Annotated in this window: 17 protein-coding genes and 3 pseudogenes; 9 read left to right on the forward strand and 11 right to left on the reverse strand. The window is 45.4% G+C overall.

What is annotated here, in order from left to right:
- Positions 1-197 precede the first annotated feature (197 nt).
- Both QUA25_RS01500 and hetZ read right to left on the reverse strand, forming a co-directional pair.
- Positions 198-1,268: a hypothetical protein gene (locus QUA25_RS01500; RefSeq protein WP_333035021.1), complete on the reverse strand. Its 1,071-nt coding sequence runs from the start codon at positions 1,266-1,268 to the stop codon at positions 198-200.
- Positions 1,261-2,442 (reverse strand): heterocyst differentiation protein HetZ, encoded by a 1,182-nt coding sequence (hetZ, locus tag QUA25_RS01505; protein ID WP_333035024.1) that lies wholly within the window; start codon positions 2,440-2,442, stop codon positions 1,261-1,263. Before hetZ ends, QUA25_RS01500 begins: the two co-directional genes overlap by 8 nt.
- Before the next feature lie 950 nt (positions 2,443-3,392).
- On the opposite strand from hetZ, the gene QUA25_RS01510 reads away from it, so the two are divergent.
- On the forward strand, positions 3,393-3,932 hold the full coding sequence (locus tag QUA25_RS01510) for a Dps family protein (RefSeq protein WP_333035026.1): 540 nt from the start codon (positions 3,393-3,395) through the stop codon (positions 3,930-3,932).
- 173 nt (positions 3,933-4,105) lie between these two features.
- On the opposite strand, the gene QUA25_RS01515 is transcribed toward QUA25_RS01510, so the two are convergent.
- From QUA25_RS01515 to QUA25_RS01535, 6 genes and pseudogenes are all read right to left on the reverse strand, one after another.
- On the reverse strand, positions 4,106-4,816 hold the full coding sequence (locus QUA25_RS01515; RefSeq protein WP_333035213.1) for a hypothetical protein: 711 nt from the start codon (positions 4,814-4,816) through the stop codon (positions 4,106-4,108).
- 27 nt (positions 4,817-4,843) lie between these two features.
- Positions 4,844-5,692: pseudogene (locus tag QUA25_RS01520) on the reverse strand (IS630 family transposase).
- Positions 5,693-5,878: 186 nt separating this feature from the next.
- Positions 5,879-6,028 (reverse strand): annotated as a pseudogene (locus QUA25_RS29380) (IS1 family transposase); the annotation flags it as partial.
- Positions 6,029-6,045: 17 nt separating this feature from the next.
- Complete coding sequence (locus QUA25_RS01525) at positions 6,046-6,573, reverse strand: IS1 family transposase (RefSeq protein ID WP_445242182.1); 528 nt, start codon at positions 6,571-6,573, stop codon at positions 6,046-6,048.
- Between the two features lie 91 nt (positions 6,574-6,664).
- Positions 6,665-7,018 (reverse strand): annotated as a pseudogene (locus QUA25_RS01530) (glycosyltransferase family 2 protein).
- A gap of 60 nt (positions 7,019-7,078) precedes the next feature.
- Positions 7,079-7,207 carry a hypothetical protein gene (locus QUA25_RS01535; RefSeq protein WP_333035028.1) on the reverse strand — a complete coding sequence of 43 codons (129 nt, stop codon included), beginning with the start codon at positions 7,205-7,207 and terminating at the stop codon, positions 7,079-7,081.
- A gap of 417 nt (positions 7,208-7,624) precedes the next feature.
- On the opposite strand from QUA25_RS01535, the gene QUA25_RS01540 reads away from it, so the two are divergent.
- From QUA25_RS01540 to QUA25_RS01555, 4 genes are all read left to right on the forward strand, one after another.
- Positions 7,625-8,656: a glycosyltransferase family 2 protein gene (locus QUA25_RS01540; RefSeq protein ID WP_333035030.1), complete on the forward strand. Its 1,032-nt coding sequence runs from the start codon at positions 7,625-7,627 to the stop codon at positions 8,654-8,656.
- Positions 8,657-8,784: 128 nt separating this feature from the next.
- Complete coding sequence (locus QUA25_RS01545; RefSeq protein WP_333035032.1) at positions 8,785-10,236, forward strand: NAD(P)/FAD-dependent oxidoreductase; 1,452 nt, start codon at positions 8,785-8,787, stop codon at positions 10,234-10,236.
- Between the two features lie 272 nt (positions 10,237-10,508).
- The gene (locus tag QUA25_RS01550; protein WP_333035034.1) at positions 10,509-11,903 is read left to right on the forward strand and encodes a branched-chain amino acid ABC transporter substrate-binding protein; all 1,395 of its coding nucleotides are present in this window, start codon (positions 10,509-10,511) and stop codon (positions 11,901-11,903) included.
- 219 nt (positions 11,904-12,122) lie between these two features.
- On the forward strand, positions 12,123-13,199 hold the full coding sequence (locus QUA25_RS01555) for a branched-chain amino acid ABC transporter permease (RefSeq protein WP_333035035.1): 1,077 nt from the start codon (positions 12,123-12,125) through the stop codon (positions 13,197-13,199).
- A gap of 129 nt (positions 13,200-13,328) precedes the next feature.
- On the opposite strand, the gene QUA25_RS01560 is transcribed toward QUA25_RS01555, so the two are convergent.
- Positions 13,329-13,901, reverse strand: coding sequence for a Uma2 family endonuclease (locus tag QUA25_RS01560; RefSeq protein ID WP_333035037.1), 573 nt, complete (start codon positions 13,899-13,901; stop codon positions 13,329-13,331).
- Positions 13,902-14,167: 266 nt separating this feature from the next.
- Here QUA25_RS01560 and QUA25_RS01565 point away from each other — a divergent pair, with 266 nt between their 5' ends.
- The 3 genes from QUA25_RS01565 to QUA25_RS01575 all read left to right on the forward strand — a co-directional run bounded on the left by QUA25_RS01565 (position 14,168) and on the right by QUA25_RS01575 (position 17,561).
- Positions 14,168-15,733 carry an ABC transporter permease subunit gene (locus QUA25_RS01565; protein WP_333035039.1) on the forward strand — a complete coding sequence of 522 codons (1,566 nt, stop codon included), beginning with the start codon at positions 14,168-14,170 and terminating at the stop codon, positions 15,731-15,733.
- Positions 15,734-15,876: 143 nt separating this feature from the next.
- Positions 15,877-16,692 (forward strand): class I SAM-dependent methyltransferase, encoded by an 816-nt coding sequence (locus tag QUA25_RS01570; RefSeq protein WP_333035041.1) that lies wholly within the window; start codon positions 15,877-15,879, stop codon positions 16,690-16,692.
- An 89-nt stretch (positions 16,693-16,781) separates the two neighbouring features.
- Positions 16,782-17,561 (forward strand): ABC transporter ATP-binding protein, encoded by a 780-nt coding sequence (locus QUA25_RS01575; RefSeq protein WP_333035042.1) that lies wholly within the window; start codon positions 16,782-16,784, stop codon positions 17,559-17,561.
- A 238-nt stretch (positions 17,562-17,799) separates the two neighbouring features.
- Here QUA25_RS01575 and QUA25_RS01580 read toward each other — a convergent pair whose 3' ends face one another.
- The gene (locus QUA25_RS01580) at positions 17,800-18,642 is read right to left on the reverse strand and encodes a PEP-CTERM sorting domain-containing protein (protein WP_333035044.1); all 843 of its coding nucleotides are present in this window, start codon (positions 18,640-18,642) and stop codon (positions 17,800-17,802) included.
- 317 nt (positions 18,643-18,959) lie between these two features.
- Between QUA25_RS01580 and QUA25_RS01585 the strand changes: the two genes are divergently transcribed.
- On the forward strand, positions 18,960-19,667 hold the full coding sequence (locus QUA25_RS01585) for an ABC transporter ATP-binding protein (protein WP_041623339.1): 708 nt from the start codon (positions 18,960-18,962) through the stop codon (positions 19,665-19,667).
- A 180-nt stretch (positions 19,668-19,847) separates the two neighbouring features.
- Here QUA25_RS01585 and QUA25_RS01590 read toward each other — a convergent pair whose 3' ends face one another.
- Positions 19,848-25,337, reverse strand: a complete 5,490-nt coding sequence (locus QUA25_RS01590) for a response regulator (RefSeq protein ID WP_333035047.1) — start codon at positions 25,335-25,337, stop codon at positions 19,848-19,850.
- Positions 25,338-25,493 lie beyond the last annotated feature (156 nt).

Consider the following 25,493-nt stretch of genomic DNA (forward strand, 5'->3'; position numbering starts at 1 on the left):
CCATCCAAGTCAACGAGCAGTAGATTGTAGATTTTAGATTTTAGATTTTAGATTTACTCCACCGATGAATCTGGGGGCTTGAACTAAGATCTAAATTTTTTCGCTTTCCACGACCAAAGTCGAGGGATTGCATCTGTTTTTGTGTGAGGTCAAACCAGAGAGTAAAAACCTAAATTATTTACTCTAAATAGACCTTTCTAATTGCTATCTTGTCCTGCCCAAATTGGACGAATAGCAAACATCAAAGGTCTGGTCTCGAAGTTTTGGAATCGAACTTCTAGGGCATAAGTCTTGTTAGGTTGTGGGTCAAACAACTCCACACTTAAATGCCCGGAATTCGGACGATGTGCAGTTGCTTCGGCATCTCCTCCCCTGAGTTCCAAACTTCCTGCCCCCGGAAATTGGCACTCAACTCTTAAACACGGCATTGGCTGTTCTCTGTTGGGGTTCGAGAGGTATTGAGCCTCCAGAGTCAGCGCACCCAAACCAGTCAGCCACTCCCGCGAAACCGGCGGCTGATTCACAGGACAATCGAGAGTTAGAGACTCAATGATTTCCTTAGCCGCCAACAGCGACAGCACCATTTGTTGATCGGTACTGGCTGCTTCGTAATTCGGGAAATCTTCTAAATCTAGAAGTCCCCGCAAAGAACCTCGGAGCACTAAACCAGCTAATTCGTTGAGTTCCTGAGACTGGCCCGGAAATAAGCCATCTACAGCGCGAACTAACTTTGAGCCTTGCCGCAGCGACGACATTACCAGTTCCTGACAAGGTTCTAGCAGTTGAGCAAAAACCCCTTGGGCGATCGGAATTGGCAGGCGGCCCCACCTGATATTTTGTAGTTGGGGAGTCCAGAGGTGTAGGGGAGGAACCCATTGCGGGGCTACATCGTCTGGATAATCGTGGTCGTAGCTTTTGAATTCTGTTTCCCAGGGGAACAGCGGCGGGTTAGATTCAATTTCGGCTCTAAGCCTTTCTTTTAACAAGGTCTGAAAACGGTCTTGCACGGTCGGTATTTCTCCAATTGTCAGCGGTTGTGCGGGTGCATTGCTGTGCGCCCCCACTTGATAGTCCAGCGGGTCTGGTTCGTCCCATTCCCAGTATTCCACCCCGGAATTGTCGTCTGTGTCGCCCCACTCTTCTGAGCGAGGGGATGGATTGAGGTTTTCCTCATCTTCGTTAGAGGTATTCGCGATCGGCGCCTGCAATATCCAGTCTAAAAAATGGCGATCGAAAGCCTCTGCATCCCTGTTCGTTTCGTTATTCATCACTAGATGCCCCTTCTCCGGAATCTGAACGATTTCGCAATTCCCACGCAAGTTCCAGCAATTTAAACCACCGCTTCTGTACCTGGGCTACCGTGCTGCCCAGGGTTTGGGCGATCGCTGACTCTGACAGACCCTGTTGTTTCAACTTTAGCAAACGCTGTCCCTCTGGACCAATTTGCTCGCCAAAAGCCTGCCACTGAGAAGGCAGCAAACCCAAATTGCGGTCTAAGTCTGCTTCCAGCCACTGGTGAACGAGTTCCCAGCGGTGCGACATGGCGAACCTGAGCAAATGGTACTTGAAGCGCTGCTGCAAATAATCTCTTTGGCGGGGAGTTATGCCCAGAAGCGACTCTATTTCATTAGTCGGCAAGTCTTGCAAGCGCAGCACGAAGTAATCGGCGCAGTCTTGTTGATTGCGCTCTTTCAAGTAACCCACTAATTCGTCAATCACGTTTTGCCGCAGAGATTCTGACTCGTCGCCTAGCGGACGAATTGCCGCCGAACCCTGTCCGGCCATCGCTTCCCGCACAGAGTGCACCGAGGTGTCATTCCAAGTTTGGTCGGAATCAGAAGCCCCTCCGTCGGCGGCTTGTTCCATATCTACGGAGGTTTCTTTGGGCTGCTGCTGGGAAAACGTTTGGGCCCGTAAAATAATTAGTTGCTGGCTGCGGTTCCGAGGTAAAGGAATGCGCCGCTTGCCGAAGCGCTCTACAAAGGCCATGTACTCTGCTAGTTCTAAGCGAGTGCGGGGACTGTAGGTAGGTGGCAGTTGGGTTTCGCGCCGGAATGCCTTTAAAGCTTCGAGATAAAATCCTTGCAAAAAATCTTTGATCAGTTCTACTCGCGCCTGATAGCTAGACTGCACCTGCGGAGGGGTGATGTAGCGATAGACGATCGCGCTGAGGGTACTGTGCAATTCTACTCGCCCGGGCCCGGAGCCTAAATTGTAATAGTGGAGGCATTGTTGCAAGCGGTGCTGAGCGAGGCTCTGGGCTGAACCTTCTATATCTCCGGAGGCTTGAATCCGCTGGCTTTCAGTGCATATCCTGTTGACTTCTGCTGCGAGTCGCCCTGCTACATCTTGGCAGTTCTGCTCAGACGCGCGAGTGGACTTTTTAAGTTCGTCTAACAGCAGTTGAAATATGGTTTCCACGCTCTGGCAGATTTCCCGCATGATGGTTTACAGCTAACAATGAAAGTAGCACAGTTAGTAAAAGTATGGATAAATCTTTCCTACCGCTACTTTACCCCGTATTCCCCACATAGGACAAACTGCAATGCCCTCTATCTCCTCCTTCGCGCAAACACAGAGGACTGGTTTTTTTATCTGTCCTGGAGGCGCCCTCCGTTAAGAACCAGGTTTAACCAGTGGCCATAACGATGGTTCAAGTGTCGGGTTTGACAAAGCCTTCATGGGGACCCAAAACGCTACACTGCCGTTGATACGTTCGGCTTAGTGCTGGGGTGGTCACAGCGGCGCAAGTCTTCCTGAAGGTGAAGCGAGCAAACAGGTTCTCTCTTTCGGTCTACTCGATGGGGCCAAGGGTTTCATGGCTGTATTTGATCTGGGTCTTCCGCCACTTTTGCCATAAAGTTTAGATGGGGATCGCGCGTCTGTTTCTTGGTAGCATCCTGGAACGTCGATTTAACGGTTTGACTCAATATCATTTCTAGCATCCCAATCACAGAGGTCAGCACCGCTCATGTCAGAAAATCTGTTTCCTAGCTTTCTAGGATAAATGCGGTTATATTTAATTGCAAATCTCTTATGCCGTCATTGAAAGCAGCCCGCACAATTAAGTGTGTGGGAGGTTGGTTAATTTCGGCATAAATTCCTTATAAATTCCTTAATTTTTACTGGCAATCAGAATGCAGCCTTTTTCTATAGCGGGATTGAGCGGGGGTTCACCTGCGGGCAATTGCTGTGTTCGCCAATCAAAGGTGCTTCGGAACAATAAGTTTAATTGCATCTATCTAAGGGTATCAATATTGCAATCACTTTAACCTGAAAAGCAGATATTTTACTAAAGTGCGATCGTCTTCGATCGTCCTCTGGGTTGATGTAAGTGGCAGGCGAAATTTGTTCTAATAAATGTAAAGTTAGAGTTGAAGGAACAATTTTCAATGCGTAAGTTAAACATAGGCTTATCGGACGAGCAGCGTGCAGGCGTTATCGAACTATTGAATCACGACCTGGCAGATGCTTATCTGCTGTTAATCAAAACCAAAAAGTATCACTGGGATGTAGTGGGCCCGCAGTTTAGATCGCTCCACCAGTTGTGGGAAGAACACTATCAGGCGTTAACAGTAAATATCGATGCTATGGCGGAACGGGTGAGAACTTTAGGTGGCTATCCAATTGGTACTGCTGAGGGTTTTCTGAAGTATGGCTCGATTAAAGAACATATCGGCGATTTGCCTTTGGCTACGGAAATGGTCTCGCGTTTAGTTGACGACCACGAACTGATTATTCGCAATCTCCGCCAACACGTCGAACAGTGCGGTGAAGAGTTTAAGGATGACGGAACCGCAGACTTTTTGACGGGTTTGATGGAACAGCACGAACAAATGGCTTGGATGTTGCGCTCGTTTATTGAAGGGGAATCCCTGGCGCCAGACGGCCAGCAACCAAAAGCTCAAACGGCTACAGCTTCTCACGCTTAGAGAGATTAAGTAAAAGGGAGAAGGAAGAAGGAAGAAGGAAGAATGGAAAATAAAAATTCTTTTATTTAACCCTTTTTCCTGGTTCTTGAGCGACCAACCAGGCAGAATTAAACGCCCTCTAGCTTCCTCAAAAACCCGGTTTCTTCAAAAAACCGGGTTTTTCAAGGTTGGGTTTATTTAGATTTTCGATTGGCTAAACTATTGAACCGCATTCTTTCATATACCTGCGACGGCAGTATTCTGTGAACTTTTGTTCGCGTCTCAATCTTAGCAAGTGTCGTCCCTTCACTCGATTCTGATGATTGTTTTAACTCTAACCCTGATCCACTTGGCGGTGGAACTATTATTTTTAATATACTTTCTATTGACAGCACGTACAAATTGTGGCGCAAAAGTGTCATTAATAAATCTTCTCTAAAAGCTCGATACAGCCAAAATAATGTACTCCGATGGTTGCCGTTACGGTTGCTTTTAACGGCTAAATTGTATATATAAAAACTGCTGCTAGACCAGCGATAAATATTGGCAGGAATTTCAGGATGCCGCTCCCGGACATCTGCCATAATTAGAGAGTGAGATTTTGCCATTGCTGCATAGTTGCAAGACATACTGCTGGGAATCTGTCGGTAGCCAACTAAAAATTCTGGCACTACTTTAAATTGATAATGTTCAGCGATGCGGAGAAAAAGTTCCAAGTCTTCGCAGCCTTGGGCGTTTTCGGCTTTCAATTTGCAATTGTAACCACCGACTCTCTCGAAACAAATGCGGCGGATCAGAGATGAACTCGCATTACCCATAAAATATTTATAAACTAAAGCTTTGTATACTTCTCCTTCGATGGTGGAGTTGTAAAATCCACCTGTGAGTAAGTCTTTTTCGTTGATATAGTCATTTCAAATAAAAAAGAGACACTATTGAGCGCAGTAGGCACAGATGAGTTCATCTAAAGATGTGCCAGGAGGAGCATACATTCTGGCTCGCTTTAAGGCACTAAAATCGTGTTCAATATCGTTCAGGTCGGGAGAATATTTTGGGAGAAAAAGAACTTGATGATCCGTTTCCTCTACCAGTTCTCGAATGGCTGTTTTTCGATGAATCGGTGCATTATCCATGATTAAGATAGATGGCTGGGTCAGAGAGGGTAATAAATATAAAGATAACCACCCTTCAAAACCTTCTGCATTGAGGCTGCCCGTAAAAACCATTGGGGCAATTAAGTCCTTTTTTCCTTTCCTTCTTCCGGCTACTAGATTTTCTCTTTTCCCCCGTTTTCCTGACTTTTCACCCCAGACTTTTTTGCCTTTTTTTGACCAGCCAAATGCACAATCTTGAAACTCTTCAAATCCTGACTCATCAATAAAAACCAGACTTTGACTTCCCGATACTTTAATTAATTATCTCAGATATCTGTAGTATTTCATTCTTGATTCTCGGTTTCTTTCCTGATAACGAAGTTGTTTTTTTTTCGAGTAATTTTCATTTCTTTAAGAGCATAAGATATGGCACTTGGTCTGACCCCAAACTTCTTGGCTCTGTCGATTAATCTGGCATCTGGGTTCTTTTTTACATCGTTTTCTAAAGCTTGCCAATCTAGCTTTCTCTTACGTCTTTTTACCTGGGTGGCCAATACGGTCATTCCGACCCAGCCACCGATATATCGTTGCTCTTCCTACCTGAAAAAGTCCGGTTGCTTGAGCGATACGACCGCCATTTTCTACATAATCCACTACTCTTTTTCTTAAATCAATACTGTAAGACATTTTCCTAGCGGCTTCACTATTTTTATTAATTTTACCTGATTTTTAAATAGTCTCATACTTATTTGAAATGACTATATCAAGTGACCAGGAATAGACAACTCCTACGGATTGTTCTGATTTAATTAAGGGTAGTGCCCTGAAGGAAAGGATCAAGAGAATTAAACTGAATTCAAAGAAAGTAGGCGTTTAGAGTTGTAAATTAGCATTGTAATGATGCACAAAGCGCCAAATGGCAGCAATATGATTTTCTAATTTTTTAGAGAAGGCTAAGCTCTTTCTTACCAATCGAGACACTCGTTGTCGAATAGTACAGTTGAAGCGCTCGATATAGCTAGTAAAACCACTATCTTTATCTACACGGCGCGATGACGAATGCTTGGCAATACAGAATCATAAGCACTCCAATGGTCGGTATAAATTACTGCACACTGACGGTACACTGGTGGCATTGAATTCCATAAAGCTTGAGCCGATACTGCGCTACGATCTCCAATATGTACACCAACAATTTCCCTAGTCTGGGCATCCAATGCCAGCCAGACCCACTGCTGATTTCCTTTACTATCAACGAATGACCATAACTCATCCATCTGAACACTCAAGCGCTTTTTTTGCTTGGGAGTCATCTCCACTTGCTTCTTAACAGCAGCGGCTTGGCTATTAACGTATCGCTGCACTGTATCTTCGGACACTTGTAGTACCCGAGCAATCCCCGCCTGAGAAATACGTTCAAGTAGCATCCGTGACATCAACTCTTTTTGTTCTTTTGTAATAGGTTTCCATGCCGGATTTAAAACAAATTGACGACCACATTCTCGGCATTTATAATGAAAGTTTATGATGCCGAGTTTGACCGTTTCGACTAACTTCTTCCGAACCACAATTAGGGCAACAATTAATTTCTAATGTCAGATCACGCTATGGCAAACACTTCTCTAATCATAACGTACTCTGATCCTTTCCTTCAGGGCACTACCTAATTAAGCATTCGACTTGTTTTTCTAGGTTTTGCGGATACCAAATATCGTCGGCATCGATGGGAGCAATATATTCGCCTTTTGATTTTGCAATGGCTAGGTTGCGAGCGGCGGCGACGCCGGCATTTGACTGTTGGAATAAGCTGACTCGGCTATCTTTTTGAGCAAAAGATTTGACGATCTCGGCAGTTGTATCTCTAGAGCCGTCGTCAACTACTAAAACTTCTATATTTTAATAAGTTTGAGATAAAACAGATTCTAATGTTCTAGCAATAAAAGTTTCAGCGTTGAAAGCTGGTATGATGACTGAAACTAATGCCTCATTTAAATTGTTTTGGGAGGTGTTCATGTAATATAAAAACTTGTTTATGTAAAAATTTTGACTCAAAGGGAGCTGGCTAAGGGTATGTTAGCAAATTACCAAAGCTCGATCGTACAGCGTCGGAAATTTTAAGACGTATATTTTAAATATATTGCCAAAAGTCATAAAATGTGCATTGAGTCCGCAGTCGCGATCGAGACTTGGTGCAGGAGTCACTCGCGGATGAGGTCTGTAAAAGAAATTGTACCGGGCCAGTCCTGACAGTTACCGGGTGCCCGTATAAACGATGTTTGATTTTATACGATGGGCTTACTTATAAAATCAAAGTTTTGTGCATTGCACCACAGCCGTACCAAATTGCTGCTGGGGCTTTTTCCGAAGTTTACACAAACAATGATATATTTAAAGATTTTGTAAAGCTGTTGTCTACATCAGGTCAGTCTCAGCAAGATATGGCGTAAAATAGAGGTAAGAATGGGGAAAATCAAATCGAGAATACCAGAAAAAAATCTAGTTGAAGACAACCAGCAATCGAGTTATAAATAAAAAAGTAGAGCTGATTTTACCCTTCGTAAAGTAGCACCAATAAAATTCCAGCAAATTTTAGCCCCTGCAATTTAAACAATTTAGGTAATGATTTCTACCGCCGACCCCACTGTATCCGTTATTATCCCAGTCCACAACGGGGGCGCTTTCTTCCGCACCTGTTTGTCAAAACTGGCTCAAGCTGTGCCCAGGCCGATCGAGATTATTGTAGTAGCAGATGGCGAAAGCGACGGTTCCTGGCGTCTGGCCAACGAATTCGGCGCCAAAGTGATCAGGATTCCCGAATGCGGGGGGCCAGCGCGGGCAAGGAATTTGGGTGCCCAAGCTGCAAAGGGAGATATTCTGTTTTTTGTGGATGCTGATGTCGCTGTTTGTCCAGAAGCTGTGGGCTATGCGATCTCGGTGTTCAAAAATAATCCCTACTTAGCTGCTTTCATCGGCTCTTACGACGATGCTCCAGGAGATCCCGATTTTCTATCGCAGTACAGGAACTTGCTGCACCACTACGTCCACCAAACAGGTAACGAAGAGGCTTCGACTTTTTGGGGCGCTTGCGGAGTGATTCGCCGGGAAATTTTTTTGCAGATGGGCGGCTTTAATGAGAGTTACCGCCAAGCTTCGATCGAAGATATTGAGTTCGGCTACCGTTTGAAACAAGCAGGTTATAACATTCGGCTGTGCAAAACATTGCAGGTTAAGCATTTAAAGCGGTGGAAACCTATGGGTATGGTGAAAGCTGACTTTTTCTACCGAGCACTGCCTTGGACAGAACTGATTTGGCGCGATCGCAAATTGAATAACGACCTCAACTTGCAAGTTTCAAACCGCATCAGCGTGATTTTAACTTATGCAGTGCTACTGGCAATTTTGGGGACGTGCTGGTCGCTGAGCTTTCTGCTACTGGCTGGTTTGCTGGCAATACCGCTGGTAGCAATTAATGCACCACTTTACCGATTTTTTTACCGTAAACACGGTATCCTATTTGCCCTAAAAACAATTCCTTGGCACTGGCTTTTCTACTTTTACAGCGGACTGGCATTCGCGATCGGCACTGGTCGCTATTTATACCAAAAAAAGCCTGTGACTGGCAAAGTTAGCTTGCCGATATCCGCTCAATAAATCAAGGCAAATTGTGCTTAAACATCAGGTCGAGCGCTCGTTTCTCAGGGTATTCACGGGTGCATCTATCACTGTGACAAGTTATAAATAACTGTATAGTTTGGATAAAAAAGCTGGAGGTAGGCTGAGTGAAACATTATCCTGTTGCGATCGTCGGTGCAGGCCCTGCGGGCTTGACTGCTGCCTACGAGCTCGTCAAGCAAGGCATCATCCCTGTTGTACTAGAAAAAGGTGATAAAGTTGGGGGAATAGCTCGCACCGAAACCTACAAAGGCTATCGTTTCGACATTGGCGGCCACCGCTTTTATACTAAAGTTGAAGCCGTGCAGCAGTTGTGGCAAGAGGTGCTGGGAAATGAGTTTATTAAAGTGCCACGATTGTCGCGAATTTTTTATCGAGGGAAATTTTTTAACTATCCGATTAGTGCCTTCAATACTCTCTTTAATTTGGGCATAATTGAGAGTACGCTGATTATTTTGAGTTATCTGAAAGTGAGAATTTGGCCACTTACGGAAGAAAAAACTTTTGAACAGTGGGTGATCAATCGTTTTGGCGAGCGCTTGTATAAAACATTTTTTAAGACTTACACTGAAAAAGTTTGGGGCATTCCTTGTTCGGAAATTCAAGCAGATTGGGCGGCGCAGCGCATTAAAGGATTGTCGCTGACGACTGCAATTATTAATGCTTTGTTTGGCAGCAACGACACTAAAACATTAATCAAAGAGTTTGATTATCCGGCTTTGGGGCCGGGGATGATGTGGGAAAAGTTCGCGGAAGCTGTGGAGAATAAAGACGGCAAAGTTTATCTGGATACTAAAGTGATTAGCTTTGAGCGTGAAGGTAATAAGATTAAAAGTATTACTGCGGAGCAAAACGGAGAAGTAGTTCAATATTCGGCGGATAATTTCATTACGAGTATGCCGATATCGGCACTGGTAGCAAGACTGAAACCCCAGCCACCAGAAGAGGTGTTGCACGCCGCGCGATCGCTCAAATATCGAGATTTTTTGATTGTATCGCTGATTGTCAATCGCAAGGATTTGTTTCCTGACAACTGGATTTACATTCACTCCCCCGAAGTCAAAGTGGGACGAATTCAAAACTTTAAGAATTGGAGCGCCGCTTTAGTTCCCGACGCCAGCAAAAGTTGTTTGGGAATGGAATATTTCTGTAGCGTAGGCGACGAGATTTGGGAAATGTCGGACGCAGATCTTGTTGAATTAGCAACTCGCGAGTTGGTTGGTTTGGGTTTAGCAACAACTGCCGATGTTGAAGATGGAGTTGTCATACGGCAACTTAAAGCTTATCCAGTTTATGATGGGGAATATCGAGGACACTTGCAGGTACTTGAAGGTTTTTTGAAGGGATTTGAGAATTTGCAGACGATCGGGCGAAACGGTATGCACCGATACAACAACCAAGACCATTCCATGCTGACAGGGATGCTGGCTGTGAGAAATATTCTCGGGGAAAAGCACGATTTGTGGGATGTTAATACTGAGCGATCGTACTATGAAGATTTTAGTGTCGATCGCTCAAAAGAAAAAAAGGATTCGTCTTTGATTTCGCAATCAAGCTGATTTGACGCTGGAGCTTTGAGAAAGGGAAAGGAAATCTGTATTTTCCTTTCCCTTTTAGTTTTTAACTGGTTGAACAGGTTTTAACTGGTTCCCCGGAAGATCCTGGAAACCCATTGACCGAGGCTCTCCCTCGTTTCCTGGCCTGGTACGCCTTCCCAGGAAGTTCACGGGAACGAGAGAAGAAGCTTGTTGCAGCGGTGTATCTTTAAGAGTTCACGTAAAAGTTGAAAATCTGTGCTAACTCTTGACTTACAGACTTAGAGAGTGGAAATATGCTAAAACGCAACCAACAAACGAACCAACCTATGAACTTTTCCCAGAAGTCAGGCGGCAAAAGTGCCACACCCCCAAAAATCAACTCAACACACAATCTCGGCGCCGCAGGATTGCGAAAATTACTTTTTGCCGCCGGAATAGCCTCTCTGTGCGCTAGCTGTCAAAATCCTCCAGCACCCACCGCCACAACTCCCGGAGGGAGCCCCGGAACCAGTCCCGCAGCCACTCCCGTCGCAGTCAGCAGCCCCGGAGACCCAAATACTGTCAAAATAGTCTCCATGCTCCCGATGACAGGCAGCGCCTTGGGTCAAGCTCAAACAATGGTCAACGGCATCCAACAAGCCCTCGCCGAAACCGACTCCAAAGCTTGCGACGGCAAAATCCAAATTCAATACGAAGTTTTCGATGACGCCACCGCCGCCGCCGGCAAATGGGACCCGGCCCAAGTAACGTCGAACTCCAACAAAGCCGTCGCTGACGGTTCGGTAGTTGCCGTCATCGGTCACTATAACTCCGGTGCCGCCAAACTTTCCATTCCCGTGCTCAACCAAGCTAACATCGTCATGATCAGTCCGGCCAACACTTATCCGGGACTGACTAAACCAGGAAAAGGCGAAGCCAAAGAACCCAACGTTTATTATCCTGCTGGCACTCGCAATTTCACTCGCGTTGTCCCCGCTGACGACCTTCAAGGGGCTGTAGCTGGCAACTGGGCGAAATCTTTGGGCGTGCAAAAAGTCTATATTCTCGACGACCAAGAACTCTACGGCAAAGGCATCGCTGACGTTTTTGAAGCCACTTCTAAAAAGTTGGGAATTCAAGTCCTCGGAAGAGAGGGAATTGATATTAAAGCTAGCGACTACAAGGCGTTAATGAATAAGATCAAAGCTTTAAATCCCGACATGATTTACTTCGGTGGCACTACTCAGAGCAATGCCGGACAAATAATTAAAGACATGAGAAATGTTGGGATGGCGGCTGATGCAGTTAAGTTCATGGGGCCCGACGGCATTAAAGAGCAAGCTTTAATTGACGCGGCGGGCAAAGATGCCGAAGGAATTTACGCTACTTTTGGTGGCTTGCCTCCTCAAGAATTGACTGGTGCGGGCGCGAAGTGGTACGAAAGTTACAAGGCAAAATATAATGCTGAACCGGAAGCTTATGCAGCTTACGCCTATGAAGCTGCTAAAGTTGCGATCGGCGCAATTAATAAAGTTTGCAAAAATGACCGCGCTGCTATCCGCGAAGCTGTCTTGGCAACTAAAGATTTTAACGGGGTACTCGGCACTTGGAGTTTTGATACCAACGGCGACACGAGCTTGACTACAATGTCAGGAAATGTTGTTAAAGGTGGCAAGTGGGAGTTCGTGAATGCGCTCAAGACGGAATAATTAATTAGAAGGAAGAGGGAAGTTCGGCAACGGATTTTATAACGGATGTAACGGATGTAACGGATATCGGGAAGAAGGAAGAAGGAAGAAGGGATAATACAAAATTATGCCTTTTTGCTTCTCCCTCCAATGTCCCATGCCCGAGTCTCGATTCCCAATTCCCAATTCCTAATTCCCAATTCCCAATTCCCAATTCCCAATTCCCAATTACTCAAAAACATGAAGAACTGGAAAAGTATTCTCTTATATCTAGGTGTAGTTTATATAGTTTTGCTATTAGGTCCCATTGCAGGATTTGATTTGCCAAAAATCCTTGGAGAAATAGTCAGCAGTCCTGAAGTTTTTATCCAACAATTATTAGTTGGTCTTGTCAACGGCGCGTTGATTGCAATTATTGCTTTGGGTTACACTATGGTTTATGGCATTATTGAGTTAATCAATTTTGCTCACGGCGATTTGTATATGTTGGGTGCTTTTGCTTCCCTAACCGTGTTCGGGGCTTTTGGGATGCAAGATGGCGCACCTTTGGCTATTGCTATACCGGTGATGTTAGTTGCTTTAATTGTATGTTCGGTGTTTTGTGCTGGGCTGAATATTGTTGTGGAAAAGTACGCTTATCGGCCTTTGCGAAATGCTCCCCGTTTGGCTCCTTTAATTTCAGCGATTGGAGTTTCTTTTATTTTCCAAAATATGGGGCTCTTTTGGGGAGGATTGAAAGCTTTTATTCCGGTGATGGGTTCTAATTCTGCTGCTCCGAAAAGCTTTCCCGATTTGTTGCCGCGAGTTGATATTTTCAAAGCTTTGGGAATTCAAACGAGTATTGTATTTACTACGAAAGATTTAATTGTGTTGGTGGTGGCGGTTGTATTGATGGTTTTGCTTCATGTGTTTGTGCAGTACACTCGTCTGGGAAAGGCGATGCGGGCAACCGCTCAAAGCCGCGATGCTGCTAAAATTATGGGAATTAATGTGGATCAGATTATTGCTCTGACTTTTTTGATTGGGGGAGCTTTGGCTGGTTCTGCTGGGATTCTGGTTGGTCTGTACAACAATACTATTGTGTTTACGATGGGGTTTACGGCAGGTTTGAGGGCTTTTACGGCGGCAGTTTTGGGGGGAATTGGCAATATTGTCGGGGCGATGTTAGGAGGGGTTTTGATTGGGTTGCTTTCGTCTTTGAGCGATCAGTATTTGTCGAGTCGCTGGACTAATGCTTGGGTGTTTGGGGTTTTGGTGGTGATTTTGGCTTTTCGTCCAGGGGGCTTGTTGGGTGAAAATGTTCAGGAGAAGGTTTGAAATTGCGCGGTTTAAATAATGGCAAGAGAGATTTAAGTATATCTCAAAAAACCTCGCCCCCAAACCCCCGAAGTCTTTAAGAAGTTGGGGAACTAAAAGCGATCGCGTTTTACGTTGTAGTTTTACGTTTTAAACATTCCCTGGTTTGAGCCAACCAAAAACTTCGCCTAAAGTCAACTGCATTTCCGGCATAAATTTGGGCATCGGAAGTATATCTGTTGGTTCTTGCAATGAAATCGGCTGCTGCCTTGCGGGATAGGCTAAAATGTTTTTTTCATCGGGATCGAGCAACCACCCCATCTGACAACCAGCATTCAAACAGTGCAAAATATTGTTTGTGACTTTGGTTTGGCTTTGGGCTGGGGACAAAATTTCTATTGTCCAGTCTGGGTGAGCATTAAATGTATTGGCAATTTCGCCGTCAGCGTCTAGGGGAATGCGATTCCAAACAAAAATCGCGACATCGGGGACAATAGAACGTCCGCCAAACGTGCAGCGAAGTTCTGGTAGGGCTAGGGCAATTTGCGGTTTCTCTGCGATGTCGTTGGTGACTGTTACGAGTCTGCCTTGTAGTTTGCTGTGTTTTCCTTGTGGCATAGGTTTTTGTACGATCACACCTTTGATGTATTCGCTAGCGGGTTTTGTTTCTGGGAGTTGCAAAAACTCGTCGAGGGTGATAGTTTTTTGAGGTGCTTGTACCATATAGCGATCGCCCGTTTGAAGTGTGTTCCGGTAACAGTTCCAGTATATTTGAAGTTTCGAGCGCTTTGGTGAAACAATCGTTCTCAAAACACTCTAAACTGTACCTAGCCCGCTCAGCGTTTTCCCGAACCAGCCCTCGATCGAGTTGCTTGAGGCAGTAATTGGCATTGCCCGCGTCAGTCGCATCTATAAAACGGCGATTCCTAGCATTCTTTCATCTAACTACTAACTGCTGACTAATAACTAATGACTAATAATTTATTACTATGTCAAAAAAAATAATTAATGCGATCAAATCGACTGGTATTTTAGGGGCGATCGCATCTTTGACTGTTCTGTTATTCGGCGGTTGGAGCGGCACCGTGATCGGCTGGCTGATGGGTACGGCGGCGGGCTTTATTGGCTGTCGGGAGCAGAAGGTTTACAGCCCGAAAATGGGTGCGACTATCGGCAGTTTAGCGGGATTGGGATTGGGAGTTTGGCTGTTAGTTGCGAGTGTGTTAGAAGGGGTTTTGATTAGACCTTTGTCGGGTCAAGCTGCTGTGGCTTTGCCGACGACGCTGCTGTACGGGATTTGCAGTTTGACGATCGCAATTTTGACAGCTACGTTAATGGGTGCTTTGCAGGGTTTGCAGGGAGAACGCCAGCGACTGGCAACTCTGGTGACATTAGCTTTTATTCTAATTCTGTTTCCGTTTATCGACATTCAGGCTCAAACCGGCTGGATTGCTACTGTAGTACAGATTCAAATCTTTATTATGTTGGCGCTGGGTTTGAATATTACTGTGGGTTTTGCGGGTTTGTTGGATTTGGGATATGCCGCGTTTTTCGCGATCGGCGCTTACACGACGGCTTTGCTATCTTCTGGGCAGTTAAATATTGCTTGGAACTTTTGGGTGGTACTGCCGATCGCGGCTGGTGTAGCTGCGATCGCGGGCGTAATCCTGGGTATTCCCACACTGCGACTCAAGGGCGATTATTTGGCGATTGTTACCCTCGGTTTTGGCGAAATTATCCCGGTTGTCTTTAGGAATTTAACCGCGATTCGGATTGATGAACCAGTCTCGAAGATTGTTGCTTCCCTGTTGGGTAAACCCGAGTTAGTGCTGTGTCTGGTTGGGTGCGATCGACCTTTTAACCTCACCGGCGGCGAAGCGGGCATAAACCCGATCGGGCGTCCATCTCTCCCCATTATCGGCACTTTCAGCACCGGCAACTACTTTCCCTGGTACTACCTAATTTTACTGTTAGTTGTCTTTGCTTACTTCATGATTTCGCGGCTGCGAGATTCCCGCTTGGGGAGGGCGTGGAATGCCATGCGCGAAGATGAGTTAGCGGCGAGTGCGATGGGCATTAACCTAGTCAAAACCAAACTTTCTGCTTTTGCGATGGGAGCGACGTTTTCAGGCTTTGCAGGCGCATTTTACGCCGCCTATATCAGCGCGATTTTCCCCAGCGTTTTCGATTTCTCGGTGTCGGTAATCATCCTGTGTATGGTGATTTTAGGCGGTTTGGGCAACATGACTGGGGTGATTTTGGGCGCTATCATTATCATGTCTGCCGATCGGCTTTATCTGCCACAATTAGCGCAAGTCCTCAAGGGTTTTCTGAATACTTTTGTACTCCCCAGGATTGCAATTCCCCAGTTGCGAGACTTTCTGGCAACCAGTTTAGACCCGATTCAAATGCGCTTATTTCTATTCGGCCTAACTCTTGTTGTCATGATGCTCGTGCGGCCGGAGGGGCTGATTCCTGATAAGATACACCAAGCTGAACTGCATTCTGATGGTGAACCGAGCAATGAGTCTTTAGCAGATGCGAGAAGTCAATAAGTAGGTAAGGGCAAAAACTATAGTATTTTGTAGGCTGGTTTAGCTAAGAATCTAGGATGCAAGGGAGTTTATGGGCGTAAAAACCCCGTCCCCATCTAATGTTTATTTGTAACCAACTACTCAGTAAGGGTGAAAGATTAGCCATGAACAATGTAACTGGTACTGCTTTTATCGTTGCGGAATTTAGAGCCGAAGAGAATGAAGAAGCCATTCCTCTCTATACTGATCATGTAGTAAAAATATGGCTCAATGAGGAAACAAAAAAAATAGCTAACCAAATAGCTCAAAGCTCTCCCGCCGCTAAAGAAATGGTTAAGTTGCGGACTAAATATTTTGATGATGTTTTGTCAAACCAAATTTTAGGAGGTTGCAAGCAAGTAGTTATTTTAGGTTCGGGCTTGGATACGAGAGCTGCTAGAATTAATGGAGAAAAAGTCACTTATTTTGAAATAGACGACCGGGTTACTCTTCAATTAAAAGAAGAAACTCTCAAAGCTAACAAAGTTACTGCCAATGTTCGCTACCTTCCCGGCGATTACGTAAAAGACGGTTTAATCTCCTTGCTGAAACAGAGTGAATTTGATTTCACTCGACCGACCTATTTTTTGTGGGAAGGCAACACTACTTTGGTTGACAAAAAAGATGTAATATTTGTATTAGAACAAATTCGCAACAATGTTCATAATTTCCGATTGTCCTTTGATTATATGTCGGAAAAGGTGATTTTGAGAACGACGGGCTACCACGATATCAATGATTACATAGATAAATACGAAAGTATGTATGCACCGTGGATTACTGGGTTTGAAAAAATTGCAACTTTGGCTGACGAACTCAATCTCAAAGTTATTGAAAACTTTTCGACTGCCGATTTACACGCACAATATCGCCCTCGCCGTTCGCTAGAATCTAATCTTTTTAAGTTCTATTTTGTCTGTACGTTAGAGAATATGTCCTAAAATCTCCCCATCCCAAATTGATTTGTGTGCGTGAAAGCTTGTGACCAGGACGATCGCACTACTATAAAATCTTAGAAAACCGAACCAAAATGTCATTATTAGAAGCACAGCAACTTACAATGCGATTCGGCGGTTTGACTGCCGTCAACCAGGTCAGCTTAACCTTGGAAAAAGGCTCGATCGCCAGTTTGATCGGCCCCAACGGTGCGGGCAAAACTACTTTTTTTAATATGCTTACGGGCATCTACAAACCGACTGGCGGTCAGTTGCTCCTTGAACAGAAGAATATAACGGGTTTACCGCCAGATCGCCTGACAACTTTCGGCATTGCTAGAACTTTTCAAAATATCCGCTTGTTTAACAATATGACTGTGCTGGATAATGTTTTAGTAGGCAGACACTGCCGATTAAAAACAGGTTTGTTGGGTGCAATTCTCCGCCCTCCGGCTGCGATGATTGAGGAGCGGGAAGCTAAAATAAAAGCGCTCACTATGCTTGATTTTGTCGGTTTAGGTGCTTCTAAAGCGCCGGAGTTGGCAAAAAACCTTTCCTACGGCGACCAGCGCAGATTGGAAATTGCGAGGGCTTTGGCTTCCGATCCGAAAGTGTTGCTTTTGGACGAACCGACTGCGGGGATGAATCCGAACGAAACTGCTGATTTAACTCGCTTTATTTACCGAATTCGCGATGAGTTGAATTTGAGTATTTTGCTGATTGAACATGATATGAAGGTGGTGATGGGAATTAGCGATCGCGTGAGTGTTATGGAGTACGGTACTAAAATTGCTGAGGGCACTCCAGATCAAGTTCGCGCCGATCCTCGCGTAATTGAGGCATATTTGGGAAAAGAAGAAGATGGACATGGATAATGGGTATTGTGTGCCGACAGATAAGTGAGGTGGGCAGTGTATATTCTCGGAAGAAGCGATATAAATTCTGGCCATTTAACCCAATAAAAATAGGGGCGGGTTTCACCAAAAATCTGTCATTAAAACCGATGATATTTATCAACCCGCCCAGGACAACAGCATTTTATAACGACCAATTCAACTGCCACGATAGGAGGTGCGTATTGCACACCCTACGGATTAATATTTGGGGGCTTTCCTAAACTTTTGATTTGACTTCCGACCTTTCTTTCTTATGTTTTCTCTGCCTGACAAACAATCCTAAAAATATTGCAGTACCTAATACTGTACTCGGTTCGGGAACTGCTTCTGCTTCTGCTTCTGCCTTTGCAATATTGTTTTTAACTTCTACCAATGTTAAGTTAGTGGCGCTGTTGAATTTCCGCGAATATACCCCAGAAGTATACAGGAGGCTAGCTGCTGCATTTTCTTGAGCCAGAAAATTAAAGTTAATTTGTGTGGGTTTAAAGCTGTTGCTAACGAAGGCATTTGCATAAAAGCCACTAGAAGAGTCTAAACCGATGGCAAAGTGAAAAGAGTCTAACAAAATGTTAGTAACAGTGTTAATCACCAAGAAAGATATACTGCCATTCGCCCTGGCGCGTTCGGATTGGGGGTTGTCAACTGATGTTAAAAGAGCTAAAAATGTCTGAAAAGTGAAGGAAAAAGTTTCTTCGGCATCAATGAAGAAGTCGCCGATAAGTGCTGCTTTACTTTGGGCTAAACCGGAATAGTTATTCCCGCTGCCTATGACTGCACTTAGCGAGAGATTTGCTGCCAGCAATTCGTGACAGTTAGATATAAAAACTGCATCAGCCGCCGCCTTGCTAATAACTGAACCGCTGTTAGATATGGTTTGAGTGTAAGTGTTAGTAAATGTACCTGTGTCAGTCGGTGTGTGACTGATATTGTCAATCATTACTGCTGCTGCAGAACCTGCTATTGTGGCAGCACTGCTGGGCGCTATACCTACACTCAAGCTGGTTACTAAAGGAGTTGCTAATAAAAATGCGATCGCTCCGGTACTGTGATGTAATTTCATGGTCAATCTCCTTAAATTTGAAACATTTTAAGTGCCGTTATTGGTTAGTTGTAGCGGTTGGTTTTGCTTACGTATTAATCCTACCTATTTACTTAGAGATTTTTGTAAAGCTACTGTCAAGAAATCTTATGTTTAAGTAAAACTTATGTAAAGTTGGTCGCCACAGTTACTAAAAATAGATTCTATGGGAGCTAGGGCTGGTGTTGACCTAAGTAAAATTACTGCGTACTCTAAAAAAGCTTGATTTTAAATAAATGCAATAAAATTTTATAATTAGTCGGGATAATATAATAAAGCACAAAGCAGAAAGAGTAATTATGTTGGAAATTAAAGACATTCACACCTACTACGGGAATATCCACGCTCTCAAAGGAGTATCGCTAACAGTCTCGCAGGGAGAAGTTGTGACATTAATCGGCAGCAACGGGGCGGGGAAAACTACAACTCTCCGCACGATTCAAGGACTGCTGCGCCCGCGCCAAGGCACTGTATTATTTGAGGGAAAGCCTTTAGAAGCACTATCTACAGAGGCGATCGTCCGTTTGGGGATTTCTCAAAGTCCCGAAGGGCGGTTGATTTTTCCGCGCATGACGGTGCAAGAAAACCTAGAAATGGGTGCTTATCTCCGCAACGATACTCTCGGTATCAAGTCCGATATGGAAAAAGCATTAAATTTATTTCCTCGTTTGCGAGAAAGAATTAGTCAAAAAGGGGGAACTCTCAGCGGTGGCGAACAGCAAATGTTGGCGATCGCCCGGGCTTTGATGTCGCGCCCCCGCTTGTTATTATTAGACGAGCCGAGTATGGGATTGGCACCGATGTTAGTCAGTCAAATTTTTGCGATCGTCCGCGATATTAATGCTGAAGGAACAACTATTTTACTGGTGGAACAAAACGCCCGCATGGCTTTAAGTGTAGCCCACCGCGGCTATGTTATCCAAACCGGTCAGGTTGTAGTCGCTGGTAGTGCTAGTGATTTGCAGTCAAATGAAACTGTTCGCAAAGCATATTTAGGTGAAAGTTAAATATGGGCATTGGGCATTGGGCTGTGGTTATTGGTTATTGGTTATTGGTTATTGAAACTGACAACTAACAACCAAAAACCCACAAATAATATCGTTTCCGGTTGCATCGGTATTGTTCAAACAGTCAACAGTCAACAGTCAACAATTCCGGAGGAGTGCAACCGGAATTGATATAACAAATTACCCTATTTGCGATCGCAACTTCCCCGTTTCCAATTCCGTCTCAAAAGCCGCCCGCACCTTTTCCCACTCCGCTTGGGCTTCCAACAGGCGATCGCGCGCCGTACTCACATCAAAAACCTGTTCCCCTCCAGACTCAACCGCCACGCGACCCATATACTCCAACTCCTTGCAAACAGCAGAAAAAGACACCGCTCCTAAATTGGCGCTGCTCGACTTCAGCGTGTGAGAAGCCAGCTTCAAACTATCAGCATCGCCGAGAAAAATAGCCTCCTTAATAGTTTCTAAATGTTGCGGTGCGTCTACCAAATATATCTTAATCAGCTCCCCTAAAAAATCGGGGTCTTCATCATCGTCTAGCTCGCGGAGATTTTGTAAAATATGAAAATCAATCGGCGAATCTGCTCCCGGTTGAACGCTCGAAGAACCCGCAGCCTCACTGTCAACTTGATCAGAAATATCTTGATTGTTTTGCTCAGTAACCACATCCAATTCATCCCGAATCAGAGGTGAGCACTTGCTTAAGGCGATCGCCAACTCTTCCCGGCGTACCGGCTTAGTAATATAATCGTCCATACCTGCTTCCAGACACTTTTCGCGATCGCCCTGCATCGCATTAGCAGTCATCGCAATAATTCTCGGCTTCTTGTTAGCAGGCCATTCCTGACAAATGCGGCGCGTCGCTTCCAACCCATCCATGTTCGGCATCTGCACATCCATCAGCACAACATCGTAAGATTGCCGCTTCAGCGCCTCCAAAACCTCCAACCCATTAGCTGCAATATCAGCCCGATATCCTATCCTGTCGAGTAAATGCGTAGCGACTTTTTGATTCACCACATTGTCCTCAGCCAGCAAAATCCGAATCTGAGTAGAATTAGCTGCATCCTGTCCGCCAGAATTCGCCGCAACCTGCCTCAAAACAGCAGGCGTCCGCTGCACGCGGTGCTGTTCTTGAGAATTTTCAAAATACTTCAATCCCGAAGTCAAAGTCACCACATTTGAAACTTCTCCCCGGCCGCTTCTGCCAGTAACATATCCAAAAACTTGCAGCAACACATTATAAAACTGAGACTGTTTTAAAGGCTTAGTTAAAAAAGCTGAAAAATGTACTTCTGTAGTTTCAAGTTTTTTCCAAACTTCCGCCTTACTTAAATAAGTAAACAGCACCAAAGGTAGTGCTATTTTGCGAGGGTTGTTAGCGATGACATTCGGATTTTGACCGTCGCTGCCGGACAAATTGCTCAGCTCAAATTTCCGAATCTCCACAGCCAAAGCCACACCGTCCATATCTGGTAGATTCATCGCCAAAATAGCTAAATCGAGCGGCGAGTTTCCTTTGATGATTTCCAAAGCCTCAGCACCCGAAGTTACAGCCACGGGTATCATTCCCCAAGACTCTGCCTGACGGATCAAAACTTGCCGGTTAATGGCATGATGCTCAACAATTAACAAGCGCTTACCAGCCGCAAATTCGGGTCTTTTTTCCTCAGCCCGGATGTCATTCGCTTCAGCAGTCACCGTGAAGTAAAAAATCGAACCCGAACCAGATATCGACGGCGGAGTAAATTCTGCAGGCGACATTCCAGCGATACTTTGTCCGATCGCAGAAACAGCCGGTTGAGACTTAGAACTTCGCGGATCAACCTGGCTGACAACCCACATTGTACCGCCCATCATATCGCTCAAACGCTGGCTGATAGCCAGTCCCAAACCCGTCCCGCCGTAATGTCGCGTTGTCGAAGCATCCACTTGCGAAAAAGCTTTAAACAGGCGATCCATCCGGTCTGGCGGAATGCCAATTCCCGTATCTTGGACAGCAAATTGAATCTCGTATTGTCTGCTACGTGCCACCTCTCTCTGGTTAATTGCTAGCGGTTGTGGCTCTAGAATATTAATTTTATCTGGCAAACTGTTAGCAGCTACCTGTTCAATTTGCCTAGCCGTACAGCACACCACAATTTCTCCAGATTCTGTAAACTTAACTGCATTGCCCAGCAGATTTACCAAAATTTGGCGCAGCCTCGTGACATCTCCTAAAATGTTTTTCGGAACGGAATCATCAATAAAATAAGCCAGCTCTAAACCTTTTTCGGAGGCTCTAGGAGCCAGTAATTCCAGAGATTCTTCTATACAGTTTTGCAGCTCGAATGGGCTGCGTTCCAAATCCAATTTCCCAGATTCAATCTTGGAAAAGTCGAGAATATCGTTAATAATAGTCAGCAAAGCATCGCCGCTGGTCCGAATTGTCTCCACAAAATCCCGCTGTTCAGGAGTTAGTTCCATATCCAGCAGCAAGCCCGTCATCCCGATTACCGCATTCATCGGAGTGCGGATTTCGTGACTCATAGTCGCTAAAAATTCGCTCTTAGCTCTGTTAGCAACTTCCGCCGCTTGTCGCGCTTGATCCAAAGCTTCATTTTGCTCTGCTAACTGTCGCTGTCGCTGAACTTCGGTTTCTAAAAGTTGTGCTTGAGCTAAGGTAATTCCAACTTGCGCGGCCACATCTTCTAACAGTTCAATTTCGTCTGGATTCCACTGGCGAGTTGCATCGCACTGGTGCAAAGTAATAATTCCATTCGGTTCTCCTTGATAGGAAGTGCGAACAGCCAACATAGATTTTAATCCGATGCGGCGGCACATCGGCCCCGAAGATTCCAGCAAAGGATCGGCAAACACATCGGGAGATGCCAGGGCTATATCCTCAGCGAGGAGTTTTTCTGTGTAGGGGTTATAAGTGACAGAAAGTTCTAAATCTAAAGCAGATTCGTGACCGGGTTCTAAGTATTCCGCGACGCAAGGAAGGTGGGGATAAGGTTCGGAAAGATAGGTGTGAATTGTACAGCGATTGACACCAAATACGCGGCCGATTTGGGTGGCGGTAGTTTGAAAAATTTCTTGAGTGTCTAAGGTCGATCGCACTTTTTGAGTAATTTGTTTGAGTAGTAAAACGCGCTGGTACTGACGTTGCAAAGTTCGCTCTCGCTCTTCGCGGGCAATTTCTGCGCCGATGTAATTGCCCATCAACTTTAAAATTTCAAAATTCAGCGGTTTAAAAGGAGATTTAGTGGTGCGGGAAGTAAAGCTCAAAGTGCCAAAAATCCGCCCTTGCACTATTACCCTCGTCCCCACAAAAGCCTCCAACTTGCGGACGCTGTAAGCGGGGTGGTTGCGCCACTGAGTAGTGCCGGCTGATTCCACAGAAATAGGTTCGCTCGATCGCAAAACCTCTCGCTCAAAGGTTCTGCTCAAAGCAAAACCGTCTCCTTTAGCAAATCCAAACGGAAAATCTTCCGGTACATAAGCAGCAATCACTTCGTAGCGATCGCCCAAAACCCTGCCCAACAGCCCGATATCCATCCCAAACTGACTACAGCCCATTGCCAGCAACCGGATCGTTCGCTCGTCAAAAGAGCCTTCCGAGCTCACCATTACCTCGTAGAGCGATCGAATTGCTCGCTCGCTTTCCCGCAGTTCCTCAACTCCTTCGAGGCGGTTGCACACATCGTGCAAAGTCCCGAAAATTCCCGCTATTTCGCCTTGGGAATTCCGGCGAACTTGGGCAAATAGTTCTACGGAAACAAAGCCGGAATTACTGTGAATTCCCAAGGAGTTTTTCCCCGGAACCGACTTGGACTTAAATCGCAGTTCTCGCCGTTCAAATTCCGACTTACCCGACAGCAAAGACTCCAATAAATTTGCACATTGCTCGCGCTCATCTGGATGCACCCACTCTAAAAAATTAGTTTCCAAACTTTCGGACACCGAGAAATTCGTAATTTCCGTCCAAGCGCGGTTGAGAAATTTCCAAACCCCCGCCGCATCTATGTGGAAAATTACTGTTGCTTTCAAAGAGTCAAATAGATGGAATTGTTCTCGATCATGCTCGCGGTTTTTGACTTCAAACTGCTTGTTTGGAGTAATATCTGTATGAGTTCCTACTACCCGCAGCGGTTTCCCGGTAGCGCTGCGTAAAACTTGACCTCGGTTCAGCACCCAGACAGTGCTGCCGTCTTTACAGTACATCCGATATTCTGCTGCAAAATCCGGTGTCTTTTGGGCGAAGTGTTCTTCTAAAGCTGCCTTTACCGAGTCAATATCATCTCGGTGGATGCGACTCCACCATTCCGATCGGCGATTCGAGATTTCCCCTTCTTGGTAGCCCAGCATTTCTTGCCACCGCGCCGAATAAAAAAACTCATCTGTTTCGAGATTCCAGTCCCAAATCCCCTGATTATTGACTGGAGGGGGGAGATTTGGCCGCTCTACGACACTGTAGTGAGAAATTTCAGCCATCTCGTGGCTATTTGCTGCTGTCCGCTGTATTTCTGCTGAGAGTTTTTTGTATTGAGCGTTGCTAGATTCTAGCTGGCGCTGCAAAGCAATTAAGCCAGAATGCAGAGATTTTGAATCCAGCGCTTGTAAAAGGATAGTTTTAGGATTGATAATCCCGATCGGGTGATTTGTTTCGTTGATGACTAATAAAGGCAACTGGCAGTAGTGTTTTTGCAGCAGCGCGACGGCTGCTTCGAGGCTAGAGTGCGATCGCACCAGTGGCGGCGAACTGCTGCAAATTGCTGCCGCTTTAATTTTGTTAGAGTCTCTTCCCAGCGCCTGCAACTGCACAATATCCCGCGAACTTACCACCCCAACCAGTTTGTGAAGGTTGGGATTTGTAAACTTGGAATTGTGAGCCGCACCAGTCGAGTGTTGATCGGGGGTTTCAGTGATTAATACATAACTAACATTGTGTCTAAACATCAGTTGCGCCAAATAGCGAACCGAAGAATTAGAAGGAGCGTGAATTATTCGTGAGGCTGCGATTTGAGGAATTTGATAAAGTTTAATTAAACTTGCGGGTAGCTCTAATTTCTGATTCACAATTGGCAGGGGCGGAGGGAACGCGAAAGCCGCAGGTGGCGAAGCGCTGCTAATTGCTTTTGGTGTCGGTTCCCCAATTCCCTGCAACATTTGCACCAAGCTTTGAGAGCTAATTAAACCGACAAGTTCTTCAGTCTCGCTGACGACGGGCAAATGGCTGATCTGATTTTTATCCAGCAGATTTGCTAAGGCAAAAAAGTCGGGAATTTCCGATTCTCGGGCTACAGTTACGGTTCTGATCATGATTTGCTCGATCGCAAATCCCCTCAAAGCAGCGCCGATCGAGTTTAGCTGTACGATATCTCGCGTTGTAAAAATCCCCAGCACTGTCTGGCTGCTCGGATAGGGAGCTTTTGAGCCGTTGAGACGCAGCCCGTTGCCTCCTGCGTGTACCGCAGGCGGTATGCCGTAAAAACCCGACTGTTCCCGCGATTGTGGGGAAGCCCCGTTGGTGGGATTTCCGAGTTGAGAATGCCCGCGCGGTTCTACCACGAGGACGTAACTGGCTCCTGTGCTACTCATCAGCTCGATCGCCTTTTCTACGGGCGTCTCAGGGGTGACGGTGAGGGGGTTGCGGTTGATGACCTGACTGAGGGAGGGAATAAACATCAGGGGGCATAAAAGTGATATTTGTTGGAAAAACCCGATCGCAAGCAGCAGATTGATTGAGAGGCTTTGCTCGCGAGATTTCCAAGCGCGCTCAAAGTTTCTGTACGATTAAACTCACCCCTACTTCCAGCATCTTGGCATTTAAAATTAATTCCG

Origin of the sequence: Microcoleus sp. Pol17C6, assembly GCF_036701145.1 — a bacterium.
Taxonomy (GTDB): Bacteria; Cyanobacteriota; Cyanobacteriia; order Cyanobacteriales; family Microcoleaceae; genus Microcoleus.

Bases quoted from the DNA above. Each gene is read 5' to 3' on its own strand.
- QUA25_RS01510 (WP_333035026.1), top strand. From the start codon at position 3,393: ATGCGTAAGTTAAACATAGGCTTATCGGACGAGCAGCGTGCAGGCGTT.
- QUA25_RS01555 (WP_333035035.1), top strand. From the start codon at position 12,123: ATGAAGAACTGGAAAAGTATTCTCTTATATCTAGGTGTAGTTTATATA.
- QUA25_RS01560 (WP_333035037.1), bottom strand. From the start codon at position 13,901: ATGGTACAAGCACCTCAAAAAACTATCACCCTCGACGAGTTTTTGCAA.
- QUA25_RS01575 (WP_333035042.1), top strand. From the start codon at position 16,782: ATGTCATTATTAGAAGCACAGCAACTTACAATGCGATTCGGCGGTTTG.
- QUA25_RS01500 (WP_333035021.1), bottom strand. From the start codon at position 1,268: ATGAATAACGAAACGAACAGGGATGCAGAGGCTTTCGATCGCCATTTT.
- QUA25_RS01585 (WP_041623339.1), top strand. From the start codon at position 18,960: ATGTTGGAAATTAAAGACATTCACACCTACTACGGGAATATCCACGCT.
- QUA25_RS01550 (WP_333035034.1), top strand. From the start codon at position 10,509: ATGCTAAAACGCAACCAACAAACGAACCAACCTATGAACTTTTCCCAG.
- QUA25_RS01570 (WP_333035041.1), top strand. From the start codon at position 15,877: ATGAACAATGTAACTGGTACTGCTTTTATCGTTGCGGAATTTAGAGCC.
- QUA25_RS01590 (WP_333035047.1), bottom strand. From the start codon at position 25,337: ATGTTTATTCCCTCCCTCAGTCAGGTCATCAACCGCAACCCCCTCACC.
- QUA25_RS01540 (WP_333035030.1), top strand. From the start codon at position 7,625: ATGATTTCTACCGCCGACCCCACTGTATCCGTTATTATCCCAGTCCAC.
- hetZ (WP_333035024.1), bottom strand. From the start codon at position 2,442: ATGCGGGAAATCTGCCAGAGCGTGGAAACCATATTTCAACTGCTGTTA.
- QUA25_RS01565 (WP_333035039.1), top strand. From the start codon at position 14,168: ATGTCAAAAAAAATAATTAATGCGATCAAATCGACTGGTATTTTAGGG.
- QUA25_RS01580 (WP_333035044.1), bottom strand. From the start codon at position 18,642: ATGAAATTACATCACAGTACCGGAGCGATCGCATTTTTATTAGCAACT.